This is a genomic window from Achromobacter animicus, from assembly GCF_902859585.1.
Taxonomy (GTDB): Bacteria; Pseudomonadota; Gammaproteobacteria; order Burkholderiales; family Burkholderiaceae_B; genus Achromobacter; species Achromobacter animicus.
Window position 1 is genome coordinate 606,256 of the sequence record NZ_CADIJM010000003.1, and the last position, 19,592, is coordinate 625,847.

The 19,592-nt window shown below is 66.8% G+C and carries 16 protein-coding genes; 11 read left to right on the forward strand and 5 right to left on the reverse strand.

Translation table 11 applies throughout. The features are described 5' to 3' along the window. The first annotated feature begins 6 nt into the window (after positions 1 to 6). Positions 7 to 1,134 carry a CaiB/BaiF CoA transferase family protein gene (locus tag HV681_RS11905; protein WP_175123257.1) on the forward strand — a complete coding sequence of 376 codons (1,128 nt, stop codon included), beginning with the start codon at positions 7 to 9 and terminating at the stop codon, positions 1,132 to 1,134. A gap of 291 nt (positions 1,135 to 1,425) precedes the next feature. Beyond that, complete coding sequence (locus tag HV681_RS11910; RefSeq protein ID WP_175123258.1) at positions 1,426 to 2,817, forward strand: APC family permease; 1,392 nt, start codon at positions 1,426 to 1,428, stop codon at positions 2,815 to 2,817. Between the two features lie 109 nt (positions 2,818 to 2,926). Here the strand turns inward: HV681_RS11910 and ggt are convergent, their stop codons facing one another. After that, entirely contained in the window at positions 2,927 to 4,690 is a 1,764-nt protein-coding gene (ggt, locus tag HV681_RS11915) for a gamma-glutamyltransferase (protein ID WP_175123259.1), read from the reverse strand. Between the two features lie 127 nt (positions 4,691 to 4,817). Here ggt and HV681_RS11920 point away from each other — a divergent pair, with 127 nt between their 5' ends. Continuing rightward, the gene (locus HV681_RS11920) at positions 4,818 to 5,768 is read left to right on the forward strand and encodes a LysR family transcriptional regulator (RefSeq protein WP_175123260.1); all 951 of its coding nucleotides are present in this window, start codon (positions 4,818 to 4,820) and stop codon (positions 5,766 to 5,768) included. 90 nt (positions 5,769 to 5,858) lie between these two features. On the opposite strand, the gene HV681_RS11925 is transcribed toward HV681_RS11920, so the two are convergent. Further along, the gene (locus HV681_RS11925; RefSeq protein ID WP_175123261.1) at positions 5,859 to 6,851 is read right to left on the reverse strand and encodes a tripartite tricarboxylate transporter substrate binding protein BugE; all 993 of its coding nucleotides are present in this window, start codon (positions 6,849 to 6,851) and stop codon (positions 5,859 to 5,861) included. A gap of 242 nt (positions 6,852 to 7,093) precedes the next feature. Here HV681_RS11925 and HV681_RS11930 point away from each other — a divergent pair, with 242 nt between their 5' ends. After that, positions 7,094 to 7,990, forward strand: a complete 897-nt coding sequence (locus HV681_RS11930; RefSeq protein ID WP_175123262.1) for an AEC family transporter — start codon at positions 7,094 to 7,096, stop codon at positions 7,988 to 7,990. A gap of 79 nt (positions 7,991 to 8,069) precedes the next feature. On the opposite strand, the gene fumC is transcribed toward HV681_RS11930, so the two are convergent. Beyond that, the gene (fumC, locus tag HV681_RS11935) at positions 8,070 to 9,467 is read right to left on the reverse strand and encodes a class II fumarate hydratase (RefSeq protein ID WP_175123263.1); all 1,398 of its coding nucleotides are present in this window, start codon (positions 9,465 to 9,467) and stop codon (positions 8,070 to 8,072) included. 162 nt (positions 9,468 to 9,629) lie between these two features. Here fumC and tsaE point away from each other — a divergent pair, with 162 nt between their 5' ends. Both tsaE and HV681_RS11945 read left to right on the forward strand, forming a co-directional pair. Further along, entirely contained in the window at positions 9,630 to 10,169 is a 540-nt protein-coding gene (tsaE, locus tag HV681_RS11940; protein ID WP_175123264.1) for a tRNA (adenosine(37)-N6)-threonylcarbamoyltransferase complex ATPase subunit type 1 TsaE, read from the forward strand. Next, complete coding sequence (locus HV681_RS11945) at positions 10,097 to 11,479, forward strand: N-acetylmuramoyl-L-alanine amidase (RefSeq protein WP_175123265.1); 1,383 nt, start codon at positions 10,097 to 10,099, stop codon at positions 11,477 to 11,479. The genes tsaE and HV681_RS11945 overlap by 73 nt, the downstream gene beginning before the upstream one ends. Positions 11,480 to 11,575: 96 nt before the next feature. On the opposite strand, the gene HV681_RS11950 is transcribed toward HV681_RS11945, so the two are convergent. Beyond that, positions 11,576 to 12,214, reverse strand: a complete 639-nt coding sequence (locus HV681_RS11950) for a VTT domain-containing protein (RefSeq protein WP_175123266.1) — start codon at positions 12,212 to 12,214, stop codon at positions 11,576 to 11,578. A 99-nt stretch (positions 12,215 to 12,313) separates the two neighbouring features. Between HV681_RS11950 and mutL the strand changes: the two genes are divergently transcribed. Both mutL and miaA read left to right on the forward strand, forming a co-directional pair. Continuing rightward, entirely contained in the window at positions 12,314 to 14,356 is a 2,043-nt protein-coding gene (mutL, locus tag HV681_RS11955) for a DNA mismatch repair endonuclease MutL (RefSeq protein ID WP_175123267.1), read from the forward strand. A 1-nt stretch (position 14,357) separates the two neighbouring features. Continuing rightward, positions 14,358 to 15,317 (forward strand): tRNA (adenosine(37)-N6)-dimethylallyltransferase MiaA, encoded by a 960-nt coding sequence (gene miaA / locus HV681_RS11960; RefSeq protein WP_175123268.1) that lies wholly within the window; start codon positions 14,358 to 14,360, stop codon positions 15,315 to 15,317. A 113-nt stretch (positions 15,318 to 15,430) separates the two neighbouring features. Here miaA and purM read toward each other — a convergent pair whose 3' ends face one another. Beyond that, entirely contained in the window at positions 15,431 to 16,480 is a 1,050-nt protein-coding gene (purM, locus tag HV681_RS11965; RefSeq protein WP_175123269.1) for a phosphoribosylformylglycinamidine cyclo-ligase, read from the reverse strand. 339 nt (positions 16,481 to 16,819) lie between these two features. Between purM and hda the strand changes: the two genes are divergently transcribed. Genes hda through pcnB form a run of 3 tightly spaced genes read left to right on the forward strand, consistent with a single transcriptional unit; the run spans position 16,820 to position 19,590 of the window. Further along, entirely contained in the window at positions 16,820 to 17,521 is a 702-nt protein-coding gene (hda, locus tag HV681_RS11970; protein WP_105237474.1) for a DnaA regulatory inactivator Hda, read from the forward strand. Beyond that, complete coding sequence (locus HV681_RS11975; protein ID WP_175123270.1) at positions 17,518 to 18,216, forward strand: HAD family hydrolase; 699 nt, start codon at positions 17,518 to 17,520, stop codon at positions 18,214 to 18,216. The genes hda and HV681_RS11975 overlap by 4 nt, the downstream gene beginning before the upstream one ends. After that, complete coding sequence (gene pcnB / locus HV681_RS11980; protein WP_175123271.1) at positions 18,217 to 19,590, forward strand: polynucleotide adenylyltransferase PcnB; 1,374 nt, start codon at positions 18,217 to 18,219, stop codon at positions 19,588 to 19,590. Positions 19,591 to 19,592 lie beyond the last annotated feature (2 nt).

Sequence of the window (19,592 nt, forward strand, 5' to 3'; positions counted from 1 at the left end):
AATTCCATGGCTCACACCCTACCCAATGCCGGCGCCCTTGCGGGCTGCAAGGTGATCGATCTGTCACGCGTGCTGGGCGGTCCGTACTGCACACAGATCCTGGCCGACCACGGCGCCGACGTGCTGAAGATCGAGCCGCCCGGCGGCGACGAGACGCGCGGCTGGGGCCCGCCCTTTCTGGGCGAGACGGCCTCGTACTTTGTCGGCGTGAACCGCAACAAGGACGGCATGACGCTGGATCTGTCGCAGCCCGCCGGGCAGGAACTGCTGCGCCACCTGCTGGCCGACGCCGACGTGCTGGTCGAGAACTTCAAGCCCGGCACGTTGGAAAAGTGGGGCCTGGGCTATGAAGACCTGAAGGCGGCCTTCCCCGCGCTGATCCATTGCCGCGTCAGCGGGTTCGGCTCGGACGGCCCGTTGGGCGGCTTGCCCGGCTACGACGCCTGCGCGCAGGCGATGTGCGGGCTGATGAGCGTAAACGGCGATGCGGACGGCGAAGCGACGCGCGTGGGCCTGCCGGTGGTGGACATGGTGACGGGGCTGAACGCAGCGGTGGCGATCCTGCTGGCGCTCAACGAGCGCACGCGCAGCGGGCTGGGGCAGTTCCTGGACATCACGCTGTACGACTGCGCGCTGTCGCTGCTCCACCCGCATGCGCCCAATTATTTCTACAGCGGCAAGGTGCCGCAGCGCAGCGGCAACGCGCACCCGAACATCGCGCCGTACGAAACCTTGCCGACCGCCAGCGGGCCGATCTTCCTGGCCGTGGGCAACAACCGCCAGTTCGCGATGCTGGCGCAGACGCTCGATGCCCCGGCGCTGGCCGAGGATGCACGCTACGCCACGAATGCAGACCGCCTGCGCCATCGCCAGTCCCTGCGCGACGATCTCTCTGCGCTGCTTGCCCGCCACGAAGCCGCCGCGCTTGCCGACCAACTGCTGCGCGCCGGCGTGCCTGCCGCCGCCGTGCAGACGGTCGATCAGGCGCTCGCGCATCCGCATACGCGGCACCGCGGCATGGTGCTGGAACAGGGCGATTACAAAGGCGTGGGCTCGCCCATCAAGCTGTCGCGCACGCCCGCCACGCTGCGCAAGCTGCCGCCAGACCTGGCGCCGCCAGCCGGGCAGGACTGATCCCGCATCGATGACCCCGCCCGGCGCCCGCCGGGCTTTTTTTGCTGCAGCGTTTCCGCTTGGCCAGGTGTCAGACACCCGCATATCCGGTGTCACAGGCTGACGGCCCTCTCGCCCGGGTGTCTGACACCGTCCGAAGTGGACTGCTATCCCCGCGCGCAACAACTTAGACATTTGGTTTCAGCACACCGCCCTATTGCCGCCGTAGACTTTTTTTGCATTTTGCGTCGCATCTGCACGCTTTCCCGAGCCACATAAAAAGGCGAGCCACATAAGAGGAAATAAAAGACTATGGCCACGACAGACTCACAAGACCACGGCCAGCTGAAACGGGTGATGGGCCCGAAGCTGCTCCTGCTATTCATTGTTGGCGACATCCTGGGCACCGGCGTCTACGCACTGACAGGGCAAGTGGCCGCTGAAGTCGGCGGCGCGGCCTGGCTGCCGTTCCTGGTCGCCTTCGGGGTGGCCCTGCTGACCGCGCTGTCCTACCTTGAACTGGTCACCAAGTACCCGCGCGCAGCCGGCGCCGCGCTCTACGTCCACAAGGCGTTCGGCGTGCACTTCCTGACGTTCATCGTCTGCTTTACCGTCATGTGTTCCGGCCTGACGTCGGCCGCCACCGCCTCGCAGGCCTTCGCCGCCAACCTGTTCGCCGCGATGGGCATCGAGGCCGAAAAGCACTGGATCACGCTTGGCGCGCTGGGCTTCATGACGCTGGTCATGCTGGTCAACTTTCGTGGCGCGACTGAAAGCGTTCGCGCCAACGTCGTGCTTACGCTGATCGAGCTGTCGGGCCTGCTGATGGTCATCCTGCTGGGCTTTTACGCCATCTCCGGCGGCCAGGCGGACTTCTCGCGCGTCGTCGCATTCGATACGCCCGAGGACAAGAGCGTGTTCCTGGCCGTGACCTCGGCGACCGCGCTCGCGTTCTTCGCCATGGTCGGCTTCGAGGATTCGGTCAACATGGCCGAGGAAACGCACGATCCCAGCCGCATCTTCCCGAAGGTCATGCTGACCGGCCTGGGCATCACGGCACTCATCTATGTGCTGGTGTCCATCTGCGCCGTTGCGCTGGTGCCGGTGGGCGAACTGGCCAAGAGCAGCACGCCGCTGGTGCTGGTGGTCAAGCGCGCCGCGCCGGATCTGCCCGTGGAGTACATCATGCCGATCATCTCGATGTTCGCCGTGGCGAACTCGGCGCTGATCAACATGATGATGGCCAGCCGCCTGTTGTACGGCATGTCGCGCCAGGGTGTGCTGCCGTCGTTCCTGGCGCACGTGCACCGCAAGAACCAGACGCCGTGGACGGCCATCCTGTTCACGACGGCGCTGGCCTTCGGCCTCATCATCCTGGTCTCGCTGACCGACTCGCAGGCGATCCGCGCGCTGGGCGGCACCACCGCGTTGCTGCTGCTGGGCGTGTTCGCGTTCGTGAACGTCGCGGTGCTGGTGCTGCGGCGTGACAAGGTCAAGCACAAGCACTTTTCCATCAACCGCATCGTCCCGTGGCTGGGCGCCGCGGCCTGCCTGTTCCTGGTTACGCCGCTGACGGGCCGTGACGTGATCCAGTACCAGGTCGCCGGCTGGCTGCTGCTGCTGGGCGTGGTGATGTGGTTTGTGACCTGGCTGGCACGGCGCCGCGAGGCCAAGATGGAGCTGGATCCCTCGGCGCTGGAGTGATGCGTGGCGCCACGGCTGAGGCACCCTCAGCCGGGCGCCCCAGTCTCACGTGTTGGCCGCGGCGTCTCAGCGAGGACGCCCCCGCCGGGCCTGGCGCCGCAGCGCGGCGTCAGCCGCCCACCGCCAGCCCTTCGCGGCGCGGGTCCGCGCCGCCTTGCAGGCCCTTCGCGTCGATGACGATGCCGTGGATGCCGCTGGGAAACTCGGTGATGCGCACCGGGTGCCCCATGCGTTCCAGTTCCGGCGCCAATGCTTCCAGCGCCGTGCCCTTCTCCAGTTCGGTTTCCTTGTTGCGGCTGCCCATGTTGGGCAGGTCGATTGCCGACTGAATATCGAGATTCCAGTCCAGCACGCCCACGAGCGTCTTGGCGACGTAGTTGATGATTGCGCTGCCGCCCGGCGAGCCCACCAGCACGTAAGGCTTGCCATCGCGTAGCACCATCATCGGCGCCATCGAGCTGCGCGGGCGCTTGCCCGGCTCGATGCGGTTGGCGACGAGCCGGCCTTCGGGGTCCTTGAACGACGACGAAAAATCGGTCATCTCGTTGTTCAGCAGAAAGCCCCGCACGAAGATCTTGCTGCCGAATTCGCTTTCGATGGTCGTCGTCATGGTCAGCGCGTTGCCTTGCGCGTCGACGGCCACGAGGTGGCTGGTGGACGGCAGTTCCAGCGCGTTGTCCTTGCCCAGCGACAGCAGCTTGCCTTCGGGGTCACCGGGCAGCGCGACCTTCATGCTGCGATCCGGCTGGATCAGCGCGCCGCGCGCGCGCAGGTAGGCGGGGTCCAGCAAGGCGCGTACCGGGACGCGCACGAAGTCCGGGTCGGCCACGTAGAAATCGCGGTCGGCGAAGGCCAGCCGGCCGGCTTCCGAAAAATAATGCACCGCCTGCGCCGTGCCCGGCGCGTAGCGGCTCAGCGGAAACTGCTCCAGCTCGCCCAGCATCTGCAGGACGGCGATGGGACCGCTGCTGGGCGGACCCATGCCGCAGAGTTGATAGCCGCGGTACGCGCCGCACACAGGGTCGCGCGTCTTCGCGCGATAGTCTGCAAGATCCGCAAGGGTAAGGTCGCCCGGCTTCTCATGCTTCTGCACCGCGGCCACGATGTCGCGCGCGATATCGCCTTGGTAGAACGCGTCGGCGCCTTGCGTTGCCACCGCGCGCAGGGTGCGTGCAAATTCCGGGTTCTTCAGCACGTGGCCCACGGGCCAGGGCGTCCCGTCCGGCGCATAGAAATACGCGGCCGCCGCAGCCTGCTGCGGCAGCGCCTTGTTGCCGGCCAGCAGCGAATGCAGGCGCGGCGACACCGCAAACCCCGCTTCCGCCAATTCAATAGCCGGCTGGAACAGGTCGGCCCAGGGCAGCTTGCCGTGCGTCTTGTGCGCCAGTTCCAGACCGCGCAACAGGCCGGGCACCGCCACCGACATGCCGTTGTTGACGGCCTGCGCAAAGGGCAGCGGCTTACCTTCGGCATCCAGGAAGCGATCAGGCCGCGCGGCCGCGGGCGCGGTCTCGCGGCTGTCGATGGTGCGGATCTGGCCGTCCGCCGCGGAGTACAGCACCAGGAACGCGCCCCCGCCGATGCCCGACGATTGCGGCTCGACCAGATTCAGCACAAGCTGCGTGGCAATTGCGGCGTCCACCACGCTGCCGCCGCGCCGCAGCATCGCTTCGCCCGCGCGGCTGGCCAGCGGGTTGGCCGACACCATCATGAAATGCGGCGCGCGCACCAGCTGGCGCGCCTGGACGCCGCTGGCGGCTTCGGGATTGATGTCCTCGGCTGCGGGCGGCGTGCGCGCCCAACTAGCGGAAACAAATGGCAGGCCGGTTATCGCGGCGGCGAGCAGCAGGGCTGCGTGGCGGCGTAGGCGCATGGATGGCTCCGGTGGTCGCCGGACATCCGGCTGGCGTCCATGATAGTCAAAGGGCGGCGCGCGGTACACGGCGCGCGGGGCGCCATCCGGCTTAGAATCGCGGTTTCGGACTCCCCCCGTCTGCGCCATGCGCCTGCGCCACATCGAGATATTCGAAGCGATCCGCCGCACCGGATCCCTGACCGAAGCCGCCGCCGCGCTGCATATTTCCCAGCCCGCCGCCAGCAAGCTGCTGGCGCATGCCGAAAGCCAGCTGGGCTTCAAGCTGTTTGACCGCGTAAAGGGCCGGCTGGTCGCCACGCGCGAGGCCGAGATCCTCACCCCCGAGATCGCGCGCCTGAGCCAGGACCTGAACAGCGTGCGCAGGCTGGCGACCAACCTGCGCGACCGGCCTCACGGCCATCTACGCCTGGGCTGCGCGCCCGCGCTTGGACTTGGCCTGTTGCCCGGCGTGGTGCGCGACAGCCGCAACGCGCAGCCCGGCATCACCTTCGATATCCACACGCACCATAGCGCGGAGCTGGTGCAAGGGCTGCTGACGCGCGAACTGGACCTGGCGGTCACGTTCGACACGAATGACTATCCCGGTCTGACGCGCATGGGGCTGGGACACACGGAACTCGTGCACCTGAGCCGCAAGCCCGCGCGAGGCCCGATGCGCTTGTCTGAGCTGTCCGAGGCAACAGGCGGCGATACCGTGGGCGGCGATCCCTCGATAACCGGCATCACGAGCGACACGCTCATCGTGCTGGACGCAGGCGACGCATCGGGCGCCCTGCTGCAACTGGCGCTGGATGCGCAGGGCCTGGCGCCGCAGGTCGCCATCCAGGTGCAGACCCATTACGTGGCCTGCGCGCTGGTCGATGCAGGCTGCGGCGACGCCATCGTTGACGCCATCACCGCGCGCGCCATGCTGCGTCCCGGCATGACCCTGCGCCGCCTGGAACCGGCGCTGCGCGTGCCGATCAGCATCATGACGCGCAACCAGGATCCGCTGTCGGCCTTGCACCGAGACCTGATCGAACGTCTGCGCACGGCGTGCGCCGCGCTGCTGGAAGGGCTGGACGCGCCGGTCTGACCAACCGCGCGCGGCCCGCAAAGCACAACGGGCGCCCGAAGGCGCCCGTTGCTGTGTCGATCGGGGCAACCCAGGCCGCCCCGCGCAGCATCAGTCCAGCTTGATGTTCTGCTTCTTCACGACGTCCTGGGCCCAGTTGAACTGTTCCTGGATTTCCTTGGCGAACTCTTCCGGCGTGTTGCCCGACGGCGCCGAGCCTTGCTCGTCCAGCGCCTTGATGACCTTCGGGTCCTTCAGGGCCACGACGGCGGCGTCACGCAGCTTGTTCACGACTTCCATCGGCGTGCCCTTGGGCGCCAGCAGGCCGTACCAGACGGGCTGGTTCAGCACCGGGAAGCCGGCGTCCTTGAAGGTCGGCACGCCCTTCATCGTGCCGATCTGCTCGGGCCACGCGATGGCCATGGCGTTCAGCTTGCCGGCCTGGATCTGCGGCATCGAGGACGGCAGGTTGTCGAACAGGATTTCGATCTGGCCGCCGACGGCGTCAGCCAGCGCCGGGCCCGAACCCTTGTAGGGCACGTGCACGATGTCGGTACCGGTGGCCATCTTGAACGATTCGCCCATCAGGTGCAGCACGCCGCAGGTGCCCGAGCTGCCGTACGAATACTTGCCCGGGTTCTTCTTCAGCTCTTCGATGAAGCCCTTGAAGTCCTTGGCGGGGAACTTGGGGTTCACGGCCACGACGTTGGCGGTGTTGGCGAAGTTGGTGACCGGCTGGAAGTCCTTGATCGGATCGTACGGCAGGTCCTTCGGACGGCATGCTGGGTTCACAGCCATCGTGGAGACGGTGGCGATGGACAGCGTGTAGCCGTCGGCCGGTGCGCGCGCGGCTTCGGCCGCACCGATGGCGCCGCCGGCGCCGCCCTTGTTTTCAACGACCATCGGCTGGCCGAGTTCCTGGCTCATGCGCTGCGTCACGAGGCGCGCAATGATGTCCGTGGAACCGCCAGGCGCGAACGGAACGATCACGCGGATAGCCTTGCTGGGGTACTTGTCTGCGGCGTGCGCGACCGAAGCGCCCAACGTGCCGGCAGCACCGGTAGCAAGGGCGATGGCCACTGCCAGGGAGCGGACCTTATTCATAGTTGTGTTTCCTCCAAGATTGCGAGCCCGAGTGTAGACGGACCGTTGTGTGTTGTGCCCGCCTGTAGACGGACCAGCAGATAACGGTGCGGGCGCATTGCTTGTGCGCAGCGTGTCTACGCCGCATTTATAGGTTGCTTGTGGCACACGCGCCCGCCAGAATGACGGAGAATAGCAGCAAATGCTTACACCCGCATAGCGCGCCCGACGCCGCCCGGCGCCAGACGAAAAACCACTCCCTCATGTCTGTTGCACTCCTGGTTCTCCCCGATTTCATGCTGGTCGCGCTGGGTTGGGCGCTACGTCACAAACTGGGTTTCTCACGCGAGTTCTTCGCCGGCACGGAACGTCTCGTCTACTTCGTGCTGTTCCCCGCGCTGTTGTTCCAATCGATCCTGCGCACACCCATCACGGCGGGCAACGCGGCGCTGCTGCTGCAGGCCACCGCGTCGGTCATTGCCGCCGGCGTCGCGATGGCGTGGCTGGCGGGCCTCGCGCTGCGGCCCTCGTCGCTGGGTCTCGCCTCCTCCGCCCAATGCGGGTACCGCTTCAACACCTACATTGGCCTGGCGCTGTCGGCCAGCCTGGCGGGCGCGCCGGGCCAGACCGTCATGGCGCTGATCGTCGGCTTTGCAGTGCCGATGGCCAACGTCGCCGCCGTCTATGGCCTGGCGCGTCACAGCGGCGGCAACCTGCTGCGCGAACTCGCGCGCAATCCGCTGGTGATTTCCACGTTGCTCGGCCTGGCCTGCAATCTGGCGGGACTGCAGCTTCCCGGCCCCGTCGACACAGTGTTCGCGCGCTTGGGCGCGGCGGCGCTTGCGCTGGGCATCATCTGCGTGGGCGCCAGCCTGGCGTGGGAAGGCGGCAAGGGTTATGGCTCTCTGATCGCGTGGATGCTGACAGTCAAGCTGGTCGCGCTGCCCGCGGTGGCGCTGCTGGTGGCGCACCTGCTCGACCTGCCCCCGCTCGAAGCGCGCATGCTGCTGCTGTTCGCGGCGCTGCCCACGGCATCCGCGGCGTATGTGCTGGCGATGCGCATGGGCGGCGACGGCCGCATGGTCGCCGTGCTGATCTCGCTGGGCACGTTGTTCTCGGCGCTCACGATCCCGTTGTGGCTGCTCGTGGCGGGCGGCTAGCCCGCTCACAAGAAAAATGGCCGCCCTTTGCGGGGCGGCCATATTCATGGGACCGGCGGCGCGGGCCGGCGTGTGACGTTTACGACGGCTTGTGCGCGTTCGTCATCGAGCCCGGCACAACCCATTCGGCAAACTGCGCTTCGGTCACAAAGCCCAGCGCCAGCGCCGATTCCTTCAGCGACAGGCCTTCCTTGTGCGCCTTCTTGGCGATCTGCGCGGCCTTGTCGTAGCCGATGTGCGGATTCAGCGCGGTCACCAGCATCAGCGAACGGTCCACCAGTTCCGCGATGCGCTCGTGGTTGGGCTCGATGCCCGCGGCGCAATGCTGGTCGAAGCTGGCCATGCCGTCCGTGAGCAGACGCACCGATTGCAGGAAGTTGTGGATCACCAGCGGCTTGTAGACGTTCAGCTCGAAATTGCCGCTGGCGCCGCCGATGTTGATCGCCACGTCGTTGCCCATGACCTGCGCGGCCAGCATCGTGATGGCTTCGCACTGCGTCGGGTTGACCTTGCCCGGCATGATCGAGCTGCCCGGCTCGTTCTCGGGGATGCTGATCTCGCCCAGGCCTGAACGCGGACCGCTCGACAGCCAGCGCACGTCGTTGGCGATCTTCATGAGGCCAGCCGCCAGCGACTTCAGCGCGCCGTGCGCGAACAGCAGCGCTTCGTGCGACGCCAGCGCCTGGAACTTGTTGGGTGCGGAAACAAACGCCGTGCCGGTGGCATGGGCCAGTTCGGCCGACACCTTGGGGCTGAATTGCGGATGGGCGTTCAGGCCGGTGCCCACTGCCGTGCCGCCGATGGCCAGTTGGTGCAGCCCGGGCAGCGTGGCGCGGATCTGCTGTTCGGCCAGATCCAGCTGCGCCACGTAGCCGGACAGTTCCTGGCCCAGCGTCAGCGGCGTGGCGTCCTGCAGGTGGGTGCGGCCGATCTTGACGATGTCGTAGAACTTGGCGCTCTTGGCCGCCAGCGTGGCGCGCAGCGCCTTCAGCGACGGCAGCAGGCGGTGTTCGACTTCCACGGCGGCCGCCACGTGCATCGCGGTCGGGAAGGTGTCGTTCGACGATTGTCCGCGGTTGACGTGGTCGTTCGGGTGCACCTTGCGCTCTTCGCCGCGCACGCCGCCCAGCAATTCCGAGGCGCGGTTGGCCAGCACCTCGTTCATGTTCATGTTGCTTTGCGTGCCCGAACCGGTCTGCCAGACGGACAGCGGAAACTCGTTGGGCCACTTGCCCGCGACGACTTCATCAGCGGCGCGCATGATCGCGTCGGCGATCTTGGGGTCCAGCTCGCCCAGGTCGGCATTGACCTTGGCCGCCGCACGCTTGAGCCTTGCCATCGCATTGACCAGCGGCTCCGGCATCTTCTCGGTGGAAATCGCGAAGAAATGCAGGGAGCGCTGTGTCTGCGCCCCCCACAGGTGGTCTTCCGGCACCTCGATAGGGCCGAAGGTGTCTTTTTCGATGCGGGTCTTCATGGCGCGTACAACTCCGTGGCGGCGTCAGTCGCGTGCGGCGGAAGGCCGCAAAGTCGCGACATTATTGAGAATAGCAATCGTTATAGGTTAGCAGAAACCCGCATTCCTATAATTGCTCCCATCTGTGCTCCGATCCTCGTTTTTTACCACTGCTCCCGCGCCATGTCCGCCCCCCTTGCCACCCTGACCCTGCACCTGCCCGACGAAGCTGCCACCGAGGCGCTGGCGCGCCAGCTTGCCCCGATGGTCACTGGCGCCAAAACCGGCCTGCCAGGCGCATGTATTCACCTTCGAGGGGACCTCGGGGCAGGAAAGACGGCCTTCTCCAGGGCATTGTTGCGGGAAAGCGGCATCACAGGCCGAATCAAGAGTCCAAGCTACGCGCTGCTTGAATCCTATAAAGTTTCTAACTTATACTTCTATCACCTTGATTTTTATAGATTTAGTGATTCGCGCGAATGGTTGGACGCAGGATTCCGGGATTTACTGCGTGACGAAGCAGTCGTTTTGATCGAATGGCCGGAGCGGGCGGAGGGTCTTTTGCCCCCGCCCGACCTGCTGATCTGCCTGGACTATGCAGGCGACGGACGTGACGCCAGCCTGACCGCGTACACCGCTCGAGGACAAACATGGTTGAACGCGATTGTCCCCCCGCCCCTGACGGCGCCCTCCCCGCGGCAGGCGCCACCCGCCGACGCCTGATCAGCGTCGCCGCCACTCTGCTCGTCCTGCCGGTCGTGCCAAGGCTGGCGCAGGCAGCAACGATCCTGGCTGTCCGGACCTGGCCGGCAGACGAATACACCCGGGTCACGCTGGAACTCGACAGCGAACTCAAGGCCGAACAATTCACCCTTGAAAATCCCCACCGCCTGGTGGTCGACATCGAGGGACTGACCCTCAGCGCGGCACTAAACGACCTGGTTTCGAAGGTCCGGCCCGACGACCCCTACATCCAGAGCCTGCGCGTGGCGCAGAACCGCCCGAACGTGGTGCGGCTGGTGTTCGACCTGAAGCAGCCCGTGGCGCCGCAGGTGTTCACGCTCAAGCCGGTGGCCGATTACCAGTACCGCCTGGTGCTCGACCTGTATCCCAAGATCGCGCAGGATCCGCTGATCGCGATCCTGAACAAATCCAGCGGTCCCGACGTGGACGATCCGCTGGCGCGCATCCTCGAAGACATCCAGCGCAACCCGGTGACCCGCGCAGATCCGCCCGAGCCGCCGCGCGTGCGCGGCCAGCAGCCGGCGCCCGCGCTGCCCACCCCGCCCAAGCCCCCCGCCACCGCCAGCCGCGGCAAGCCGCGCATGCTGACCATCGCGCTGGATCCCGGGCACGGCGGCGAAGACCCGGGCGCCATCGGCAAATCCGGGCTGCGCGAAAAAGACGTTGTCCTGCGCATCGCGCGGCGCCTGAAGGCGCTGATCGACAGCCAGCCCTACATGCGCGCCTACCTGACGCGCGACGACGATTACTTCGTGCCCCTGCACGTGCGCGTGCAAAAGGCGCGCCGCGTGCATGCGGACCTGTTCATCTCGATCCACGCGGACGCCTGGGTCAAGCCCTCGGCCAACGGCTCGTCGGTATTTGCGCTGTCCCAGCGCGGCGCCACCAGCGCGCAGGCCCGTTGGATGGCCGACAAGGAAAACGCGGCCGACCTGATCGGCGGCGTCAACCTGGGCAGCCACGATCGCCAGGTCGCGAAGGTGCTGTTGGACCTGTCCACCACGGCCCAGATCAATGACTCGCTCAAGGTTGGCAACGCCTTCCTGGACGAGATCAAGAAGATCAACCGCCTGCACAAGAACAGCGTCGAGCAGGCCGGCTTTGCCGTGCTGAAGGCGCCGGACATCCCGTCGGTGCTGGTCGAAACCGCCTTCATCAGCAATCCGCAAGAAGAAGCGCTGCTGCGCAGCTCCTCGCACCAGGACAAGCTGGCGCAGGCCATGATGACCGGCATCCAGCGCTACTTCACGGCCAATCCGCCGCTGGCCCGTTTGGGCGATCTGAGCTAGCCGAGGTCGGCCCCGCGCTCGGACTTATTTCAGGGTCCATGAAAAAAGGCTATGCACCTTCCGGCGCATAGCCTTTTTGTTTGCGCAGCGCGGACGCTATTGCGTGCGGCGCGCGCGCACCAGCTTGAGGACACCCGCCCCCACTACCGGCACGACCGCCGCCGCCAGACCCACCAGCACGATGGTGTTCAGGTGATCGCGGATGATCGGGATGTTGCCAAAGAAGTAACCCGCCGCCACCAGGCTGATCACCCACAACAGCGCGCCCATGATGTTGAACAGCTGGAAGCGCGCCATCGACATCTCGGCCACGCCCGCCACGAAGGGCGCGAAGGTGCGCACCACCGGAATGAAGCGCGACATCACGATCGTCTTGCCGCCGTGCTTTTCGTAGAACGCGTGCGTGCGCATCAGCGCGCCCCGGTCCAGAAAGCGCAGGTTCATCGAGAACACCCGCGGCCCGATGTAACGGCCGATGGCGTAGTTCAGCGAGTTGCCGGTCACGGCGGCGACGATGAGCAACACCGACATCAAAACGGGGTCGATATGCCCTGTCGCGCCAAAGGCCCCGGCGATGAACAGCAGCGAGTCGCCCGGCAGGAAGGGCAGCACGACCAGCCCCGTCTCCGCAAAGACGATGAGAAACAGCACCAGGTACACCCACACGCCGTACTGCTCGACCCAAAGGCCAAGCGTCTGGTCGATGTGAAGCACCATATTGAAAAACTCAAGCATTGAAGCGGCCCTGATATCCGAGTGGAATTTGTCAGCGACTATAGCCGACCGGGGCATGACGCTAAAATCGTCCGCACTGCTACATAAGATCTGGGCCTCATGACCGAACGTCGTTCCATCCTTGCGCTTCCCGACCTGCTGATCAGCCAGATCGCCGCTGGCGAGGTCATCGAGCGCCCCGCGTCCGTGCTCAAGGAAATCCTTGAAAACGCCATCGACGCGGGCGGGCGCGCCATCGAGGTCCGCCTCGAAGGCGGCGGCATCCGGCGCATCGCCGTCACGGACGATGGCGGCGGCATTCCGCCCGAGGAACTGCCCCTGGCGCTGGCCCGCCACGCCACCAGCAAGATCCGCTCGCTGAACGAGCTGGAATCGGTCGCTTCCATGGGGTTTCGCGGCGAAGCGCTGGCGTCGATTGCGTCGGTCGCCCAGGTGTCCATCATTTCCCGCACCCGCGACGGCGATCACGCCTGGCAGATCGACGCGGGCAGCATGCAGGTCGGCCCCGCGTCCGGCCCGCCCGGCACCACGGTCGACGTGCGCCAGCTGTTCGACGCCGTGCCGGCCCGCCGCAAATTCCTGCGCTCCGAAGCCACCGAATTCGGCCATTGCGTCGACGCCATGGAGCGCATCGCGCTGGCGCATCCGCAGATCGCCTTCCGCCTGTTCCACCACGACCGCGCACAGCGCCAATGGCTGCCGGCCGACCCGCCGCAGCGCATCCGCGACGTGCTGGGCGCCGAGTTCGCCGAGCACGGCCTGCTGCTGTCGCATTCGGTCGGCACAGTCAGCCTGGCCGGCATGATTACCCGGCCGACCGCCGCCCGCGCCCGCGCCGACCGCCAATACCTCTACGTGAACGGCCGCTACGTGCGGGACCGCACCGTCAGCCACGCGCTGCGCTCGGCCTATGCCGACGTGCTGCACGGCGACCGTCAGCCCGCGTACGTGCTGTTCCTGGACATCGACCCCGCCGCCGTGGACGTGAACGTCCACCCGGCCAAGCACGAGGTCCGTTTCCGCGACAGCGGCGCCGTGCACCGCTTTGTCTCGCACGCCGTCAGCCAGACGCTGGCCCAGATGGGCGGCTCGTCGGCCGTTGCGCCTGCGGGGCACGCTGAAGACGCCGAATTTGAAACCGTGGCGCGCCCGGCGGGCGACGCGGCCACGACCGACTCCGCCGCACCGGCGTACCGGCCGGCCACGCCGTCCACGACGGAATCTCCGCGCCCGGGCTACGGCGGCGTGAATGGCGGCTACGGCAGCACGATTGGCGGCAATGGCGGCTTGAACGGCGCCGCGGCTGGCGGCTCGAACGCCGGCGCTTATCCCGGCGCAAGCGGCGGCCCCGGCAACGGCGCCGCCTACGGCCTGCGCCCCTCGCCCGCCCCCCAGCGCCCGCACACCCAGGTCCCCTTCCGCCTGCACGCCGAACCGGCCGGGATCCCGGCCGCCGACTGGCAATCGCTCTATCGCCCGCTGACCGACGACACGGCGGCCCGCGCCGCGCCCCTGCGCGAACCGTCGCCCGCGTCCGCCGCGTTACCGGCCGACGAAGAACACCCGCTGGGCATGGCGGTGGCACAACTGCACGGCGTCTACATCCTGGCGCAGAACCGCCGCGGCATGGTGCTGGTGGACATGCACGCCGCGCACGAGCGCGTGGTCTACGAGCAGCTCAAGCAGGCCCTGGACGCGCGCAGCCTGCCGCGCCAGGACCTGCTGGTGCCCGTGGTGTTTCACGCGCAGGAAAAGGACGTGGCGCTGGTCGAGGAGTTCGAAGAACAGTTGAACGACCTGGGTTTCGAGATGCGCCCGTCAGGCCCCACGTCCATCGCCGTGCGGTCGGTGCCGGCCATCCTGGCGCGCGGCGACATCGAAACCCTGGCCCGCGCCGTGCTGCGCGACCTGGGCGCCGTCGGCGTGTCGCGACTGCTCACCGAACAGCGCAACGAACTGCTCTCGACCATGGCCTGCCACGGTTCCGTGCGCGCCAACCGCAAGCTCACGCTTGAAGAGATGAACGGCTTGTTGCGCCAGATGGAAACCACGGAACGTGCCGACCAGTGCAATCACGGGCGGCCCACCTGGGTGCAGTGGTCCATGTCGGACCTGGACAAGCTCTTTCTGCGCGGACAATAGCTTGTCGTCTTCCCAATCTCCCGCATCGCTCCCGGTCATCTGCCTTGCCGGCCCCACCGCGGCCGGCAAGAGCGCGTCCACGCTGGCGCTCGCCGAACGCTGGCCGCTCGAAATCGTCAACGTGGATTCGGCCACGATCTACCGCGGCATGGACATCGGCACCGCCAAGCCGTCTGCAGAAGAGCAGGCCCGCGTGCCGCAGCATCTGCTGGACATCCTGGATCCTGCCCAGTCGTATTCGGCCGCGGAGTTCCGCGCCGACGCGCTGCGCCTGATCGGGGAGATTCGCGCGCGCGGCCGCATTCCGCTATTGGCGGGCGGCACGATGATGTACTACAAGGCGCTGCGCGACGGCCTGGACGATCTGCCGCAGGCCGATCCTGCCCTGCGCGCCGAACTGGAAGCGCGCGCCGCCCGCCTGGGTTGGCCCGCCCTGCATGCCGAGCTGGCGGTGCTGGACCCCATCACCGCCGCGCGCCTCGCGCCCAACGACAGCCAGCGTATCCAGCGCGCCCTGGAAATCTGCCAGCTGTCCGGCCAGCCGATGTCGGCGCTGCTGCAGCGGGCCGAGCGCAAGCCGGACGACGACGCCAACCGGTATCTGACCATCAGCCTGGAACCTTCGGACCGCGCCGCGCTGCACGCGCGCATCGAACAGCGCTTTGACGCCATGCTGCGGCACGGTCTGCTTGACGAGGTGCGCGGCCTGCACGCCCGCGCCGACCTGCATCCGGGCCTGCCGTCGGTGCGGTGCGTGGGCTACCGGCAGATGTGGGCGCACCTGGACGGCGAGATCGACCTGGATACCGCCCGCGAACAGGGCATCGCGGCAACGCGGCAACTGGCCAAGCGCCAGATCACCTGGCTGCGCGCGCAGCCCGAGCGTGTGATCGTGGACTGCCTGGCCGCCGACGCCGTCGCGCAGACGATCGACGCCGTGGCGGTAGCGCTGGCGGACTGACGGGCGGCAACACTTCCTGATTCGAGAGAGTGGCGCGCAGGCGACCACTCGCGCCACAAAAAAAATGACCGCCATCACGGCGGTCATTTCATTTCAGCGCTGTCGCCGCGGCATCACACCACGAAGGTCTGCGCCATGCCGGCTTCCTGGGGAACGATCTCGCCCAGCTTGCTGACCGTCTCGCCCTGCTCGCGCAGCGTGGCGGCGATGGCGTCGGCCTGGGCCGAGTCCACCACCAGCACCATGCCGATGCCGCAATTGAAGACGCGGTACATCTCGGTGTCTTCAACGCCGCCCTGCTCCTGCAGCCACTGGAACAGCTTGGGCATTTCCCATGCGTCGCGGTGCAGCTTGGCAGCCAGGCCGTCCTGCAGGATGCGCGGCACGTTGTCCAGCAGGCCGCCGCCCGTGATGTGGGCCAGGCCCTTGATCGCCGTGCCGTGCTTGGCCAGCGCGGCCAGCACCTGCTTGACGTAGATGCGAGTCGGGGCCATGACCACGTCGACCATCTTCTGGCCGTGGAAATCGTCGTCCGGCTTGGCGCCGGCGCGTTCCAGGATCTTGCGCAGCAGCGAGTAGCCGTTGGAATGCGCGCCGCTGGACGCCAGGCCCAGGACCACGTCGCCCGCCTTGATGGACTTGCCGTCGATGATCTTGGACTTTTCCACCGCGCCCACCGCGAAGCCGGCCAGATCGTATTCGCCGTCCGGGTACATGCCCGGCATTTCGGCGGTTTCGCCGCCGATCAGCGCGCAGCCCGACAATTCGCAGCCCTTGGCAATGCCGCCCACCACCGCCGCCGCCGTGTCCACCGACAGCTTGCCGCAGCCGAAGTAATCCAGGAAGAAGAGCGGCTCGGCGCCCTGCACCAGGATGTCGTTGACGCTCATGGCGACCAGGTCGATGCCGACCGTGTCGTGGCGGTTCCAGTCGAACGCGAGACGCAGCTTGGTGCCCACGCCGTCGGTGCCGGAAACCAGCACCGGCTCCTTGTAGGTCTTGGGCACTTCGAACAGGCCGCCAAAGCCGCCGATACCGGCCAGCACCCCGGGACGCATGGTGCGCGCGGCAAGGGGTTTGATTCGGTCGACCAGGGCGTCGCCTGCGTCGATGTCGACACCGGCGTCGCGGTAGGTCAGGGGGGCTTTAGGTTGGTTCGTCATGAGAAATGCCGTGGGGTATGTAACAATTGCTGGGATTTTGGTGGAACGCCCTGCATTTTACGATGACGCGGGCACGGACAGGCGCGTAAGGCGCAAACCCACGCCAAGCCGAGCGTTCCGACGCGACATCAGCGCCCCAGGTGGTTTAAAGTGTAGGGTTGGCCGGTATTGATTTTGCCAGTTTCTACATGGCCCTTGCATCACCGATTTTTCTTGGCTTTTTTCCTGGCTTTTTGTGGCGCCCCGAATTGGCTATTCCGGCGCCTTTGAAAATGGCTCTTCCGGCGCCCCTGAACATGGCTATTCCAGCGCCCCTGAAAAGCCCGATTGCTAACTCTCATGAACCGCCAGCTGCTGCTTGACGTTCTCCCCGCGCCAGCGCCATCGCTGAACAACTACATCGCCGGCCCCAACGGAGAAGCGGTGGCGGCCGTGCGTGCGCTCAAGCCCGGACGGGCCCTGTACATCTGGGGCGCCGCCGGCTGCGGCCGCACCCACCTCTTGCGCGCGCTGACCGCCCGGCCCGATGCCGTCTACGTCGACCCCGCCAACGGCGAAAACATGCTGCGCCGCCTGGCCGAGGCCGATTCCAAGTCGCCCATGCCCAAATTCGTGGCGGTCGACGACGTGCACCGCATGGACGACAGCCGCCAGGCTGCCCTGTTTGCGCTGTACAACCGGTGGCGCGAATCCGCCGCCACGCAGCGCGCCTTTGCGCTGGCGCTGGCCGGCGACCGCGCGCCGCTGTCGATGCCGCTGCGCGAAGACCTGCGCACGCGCCTGGGCTGGGATCTGGTGTTCCGCCTGGATCCGCTGTCCGACGCCGACAAGCTGGCCGCACTGTCCGCGCAGGCCGCCGAACGCGGGCTGCATCTGGCGCCCGAAATCATCAACTGGATGCTCACGCACCACGAACGCGACATCCGCAAGCTTGCCGCGTTGCTCGACGCGCTGGACCGTTATTCATTGGCCACCGGCCGCCCCATCACCCTCCCCCTGCTGCGCGCCATGCTCGCAGATCCTGATTCACAACGCACATGACCACCCGACGTCTCGCCCTGTTCGACCTGGATCACACCTTGCTGCCGCTCGACAGCGACTACCAATGGGCCGACTATCTGGCGCGCACAGGCCGCGCGGGCGATCCCGTCGAAGCCCGCCGTCTGAATGACGATCTGATGGACCGCTACAACCGCGGCGAACTCACGGCCGAACAGGCCGCGGAATTCATGCTGGGCCTGCTGGCCGCGCATTCGCCGTACGACCTGGCTGCCTGGCACGAAACCTTCATGGGCGAAGTCATCCGCCCGTCCATCACGCCGGCTGCCCGCGACCTCGTCGACAGCCACCTCGAAGCCGGCGACCTCTGCGCCATCGTCACGGCCACCAACAGCTTCGTCACCGCCCCGATCGCCCGCGCCTTCGGCGTGCCCCACCTGGTCGCGACCGACGCCGAGTACCTGCGCGGCCGCTACACCGGCCGCATCCTGGGCACGCCCAGCTTCAAGGAAGGCAAGGTCGTGCGCGTCAACGACTGGCTCGCCGGCATGGGCCTGGGGGTTGCGGATTTCTCCGAATCGTTTTTCTATAGCGATTCGGTCAATGATGTGCCGCTGCTCGAAAAAGTGACCCGTCCGATTGCCGCCAACCCCAGCCCCACCCTGCGCGCCATTGCGCAGGAACGCGGCTGGCAAGTGATCGACCTGTTCGACCACATGGAAGATTCGAAGTCCTAAATGATCACTGAAACCATAAGAAAATTCGTCGGCCGGCTCTTCGCGCCGACACCCAAGGGGCCGTTGCGCATCGGGCGCGACAAGCACGGAATCGACCGCCGCAACGTGTCGCGCCACGCCATCAAGGTGTGCGAGGTGCTGCGCCAGCATGGCTACGAAGCCTATATCGTCGGCGGCGCGGTGCGCGACCTGATCGTCGGACTGGAGCCCAAGGACTTCGACGTGGCCACCAATGCCACGCCCGAACAGATCCGCCCCCTGTTCCGCCGCGCGCGCATCATCGGCCGCCGCTTCCAGCTGGTGCACGTGGTGTTCGGCCAGGAAATCATCGAGACCTCCACCTTCCGCGCGCCCGCCTCGGAAGACCAGGAGACCGACGAGCACGGCCGCATCCTGCGCGACAACGTCTTCGGTTCGCAGGAAGAAGACGCCAAGCGCCGCGACTTCACCATGAATGCGCTGTACTACGACCCGCACAACGAGGAAGTCATCGACTACCACGATGGCGTGGCCGACCTGAAGAAGCGCCAGATCCGCATCATCGGCGACCCTGTCAAGCGCTACCGCGAAGACCCGGTCCGCATGCTGCGCGCGGTGCGCTTTGCCGCCAAGCTGAACGGCACGATCGACCCGGCCACGCGCCAGCCCATCAGCACGATGGCCGACCTCATCGAAAACGTGCCGGCCTCGCGCCTGTTCGACGAGATGCTCAAGCTGCTGACCTGCGGCCATGCCATGGACTGCCTGCGCCAGTTGCGCGCCGACGGTCTGCACAACGGCCTCTTGCCGCTGCTGGACGTCGTGCTTGAGCAACCCGGCGGCGAACACTTCGTGGAACTGGCGCTGGAACGCACCGATGCGCGCGTGCGCGCCGGCAAGACCATCAGTCCCAGCTTCCTCTTTGCCGCGCTGTTGTGGCAGCAGGTGGACGTGCGCTGGAAGCAGCTGCGCGCCCAGGGCGAGCACACCATCCCCGCGCTGTCGACGGCGGCGGACTCGGTGCTGGACGAACAGACCGAGAAGCTCGCCATCCAGCGCCGCTTCTCGTCCGACATGCGCGAAATCTGGTTCATGCAGCCGCGTTTCGAGCGCCGCATGGGCAAGACCATCTACCGCATGATCGAGCAGCCGCGCTTCCGCGCCGCCTGCGACTTCCTGCAGCTGCGCGCCGCCGCCGGCGAGTTCGACAGCGTGCTGGCGCAGTGGTGGATGGATCTGGCCAATGCCGACGACGACACCCGCGCCGAGATGATCGAGGAAATCTCGCGCCAGCCGCGCGAAGCCTCCGATGCGGCCACGGGCACGGCCTCTCCCGCGCGCCGGCGCCGCCGTCCGCGCCGCAGCGGACCGCGCAGCGCGCCCGCCGGCGAGTAACC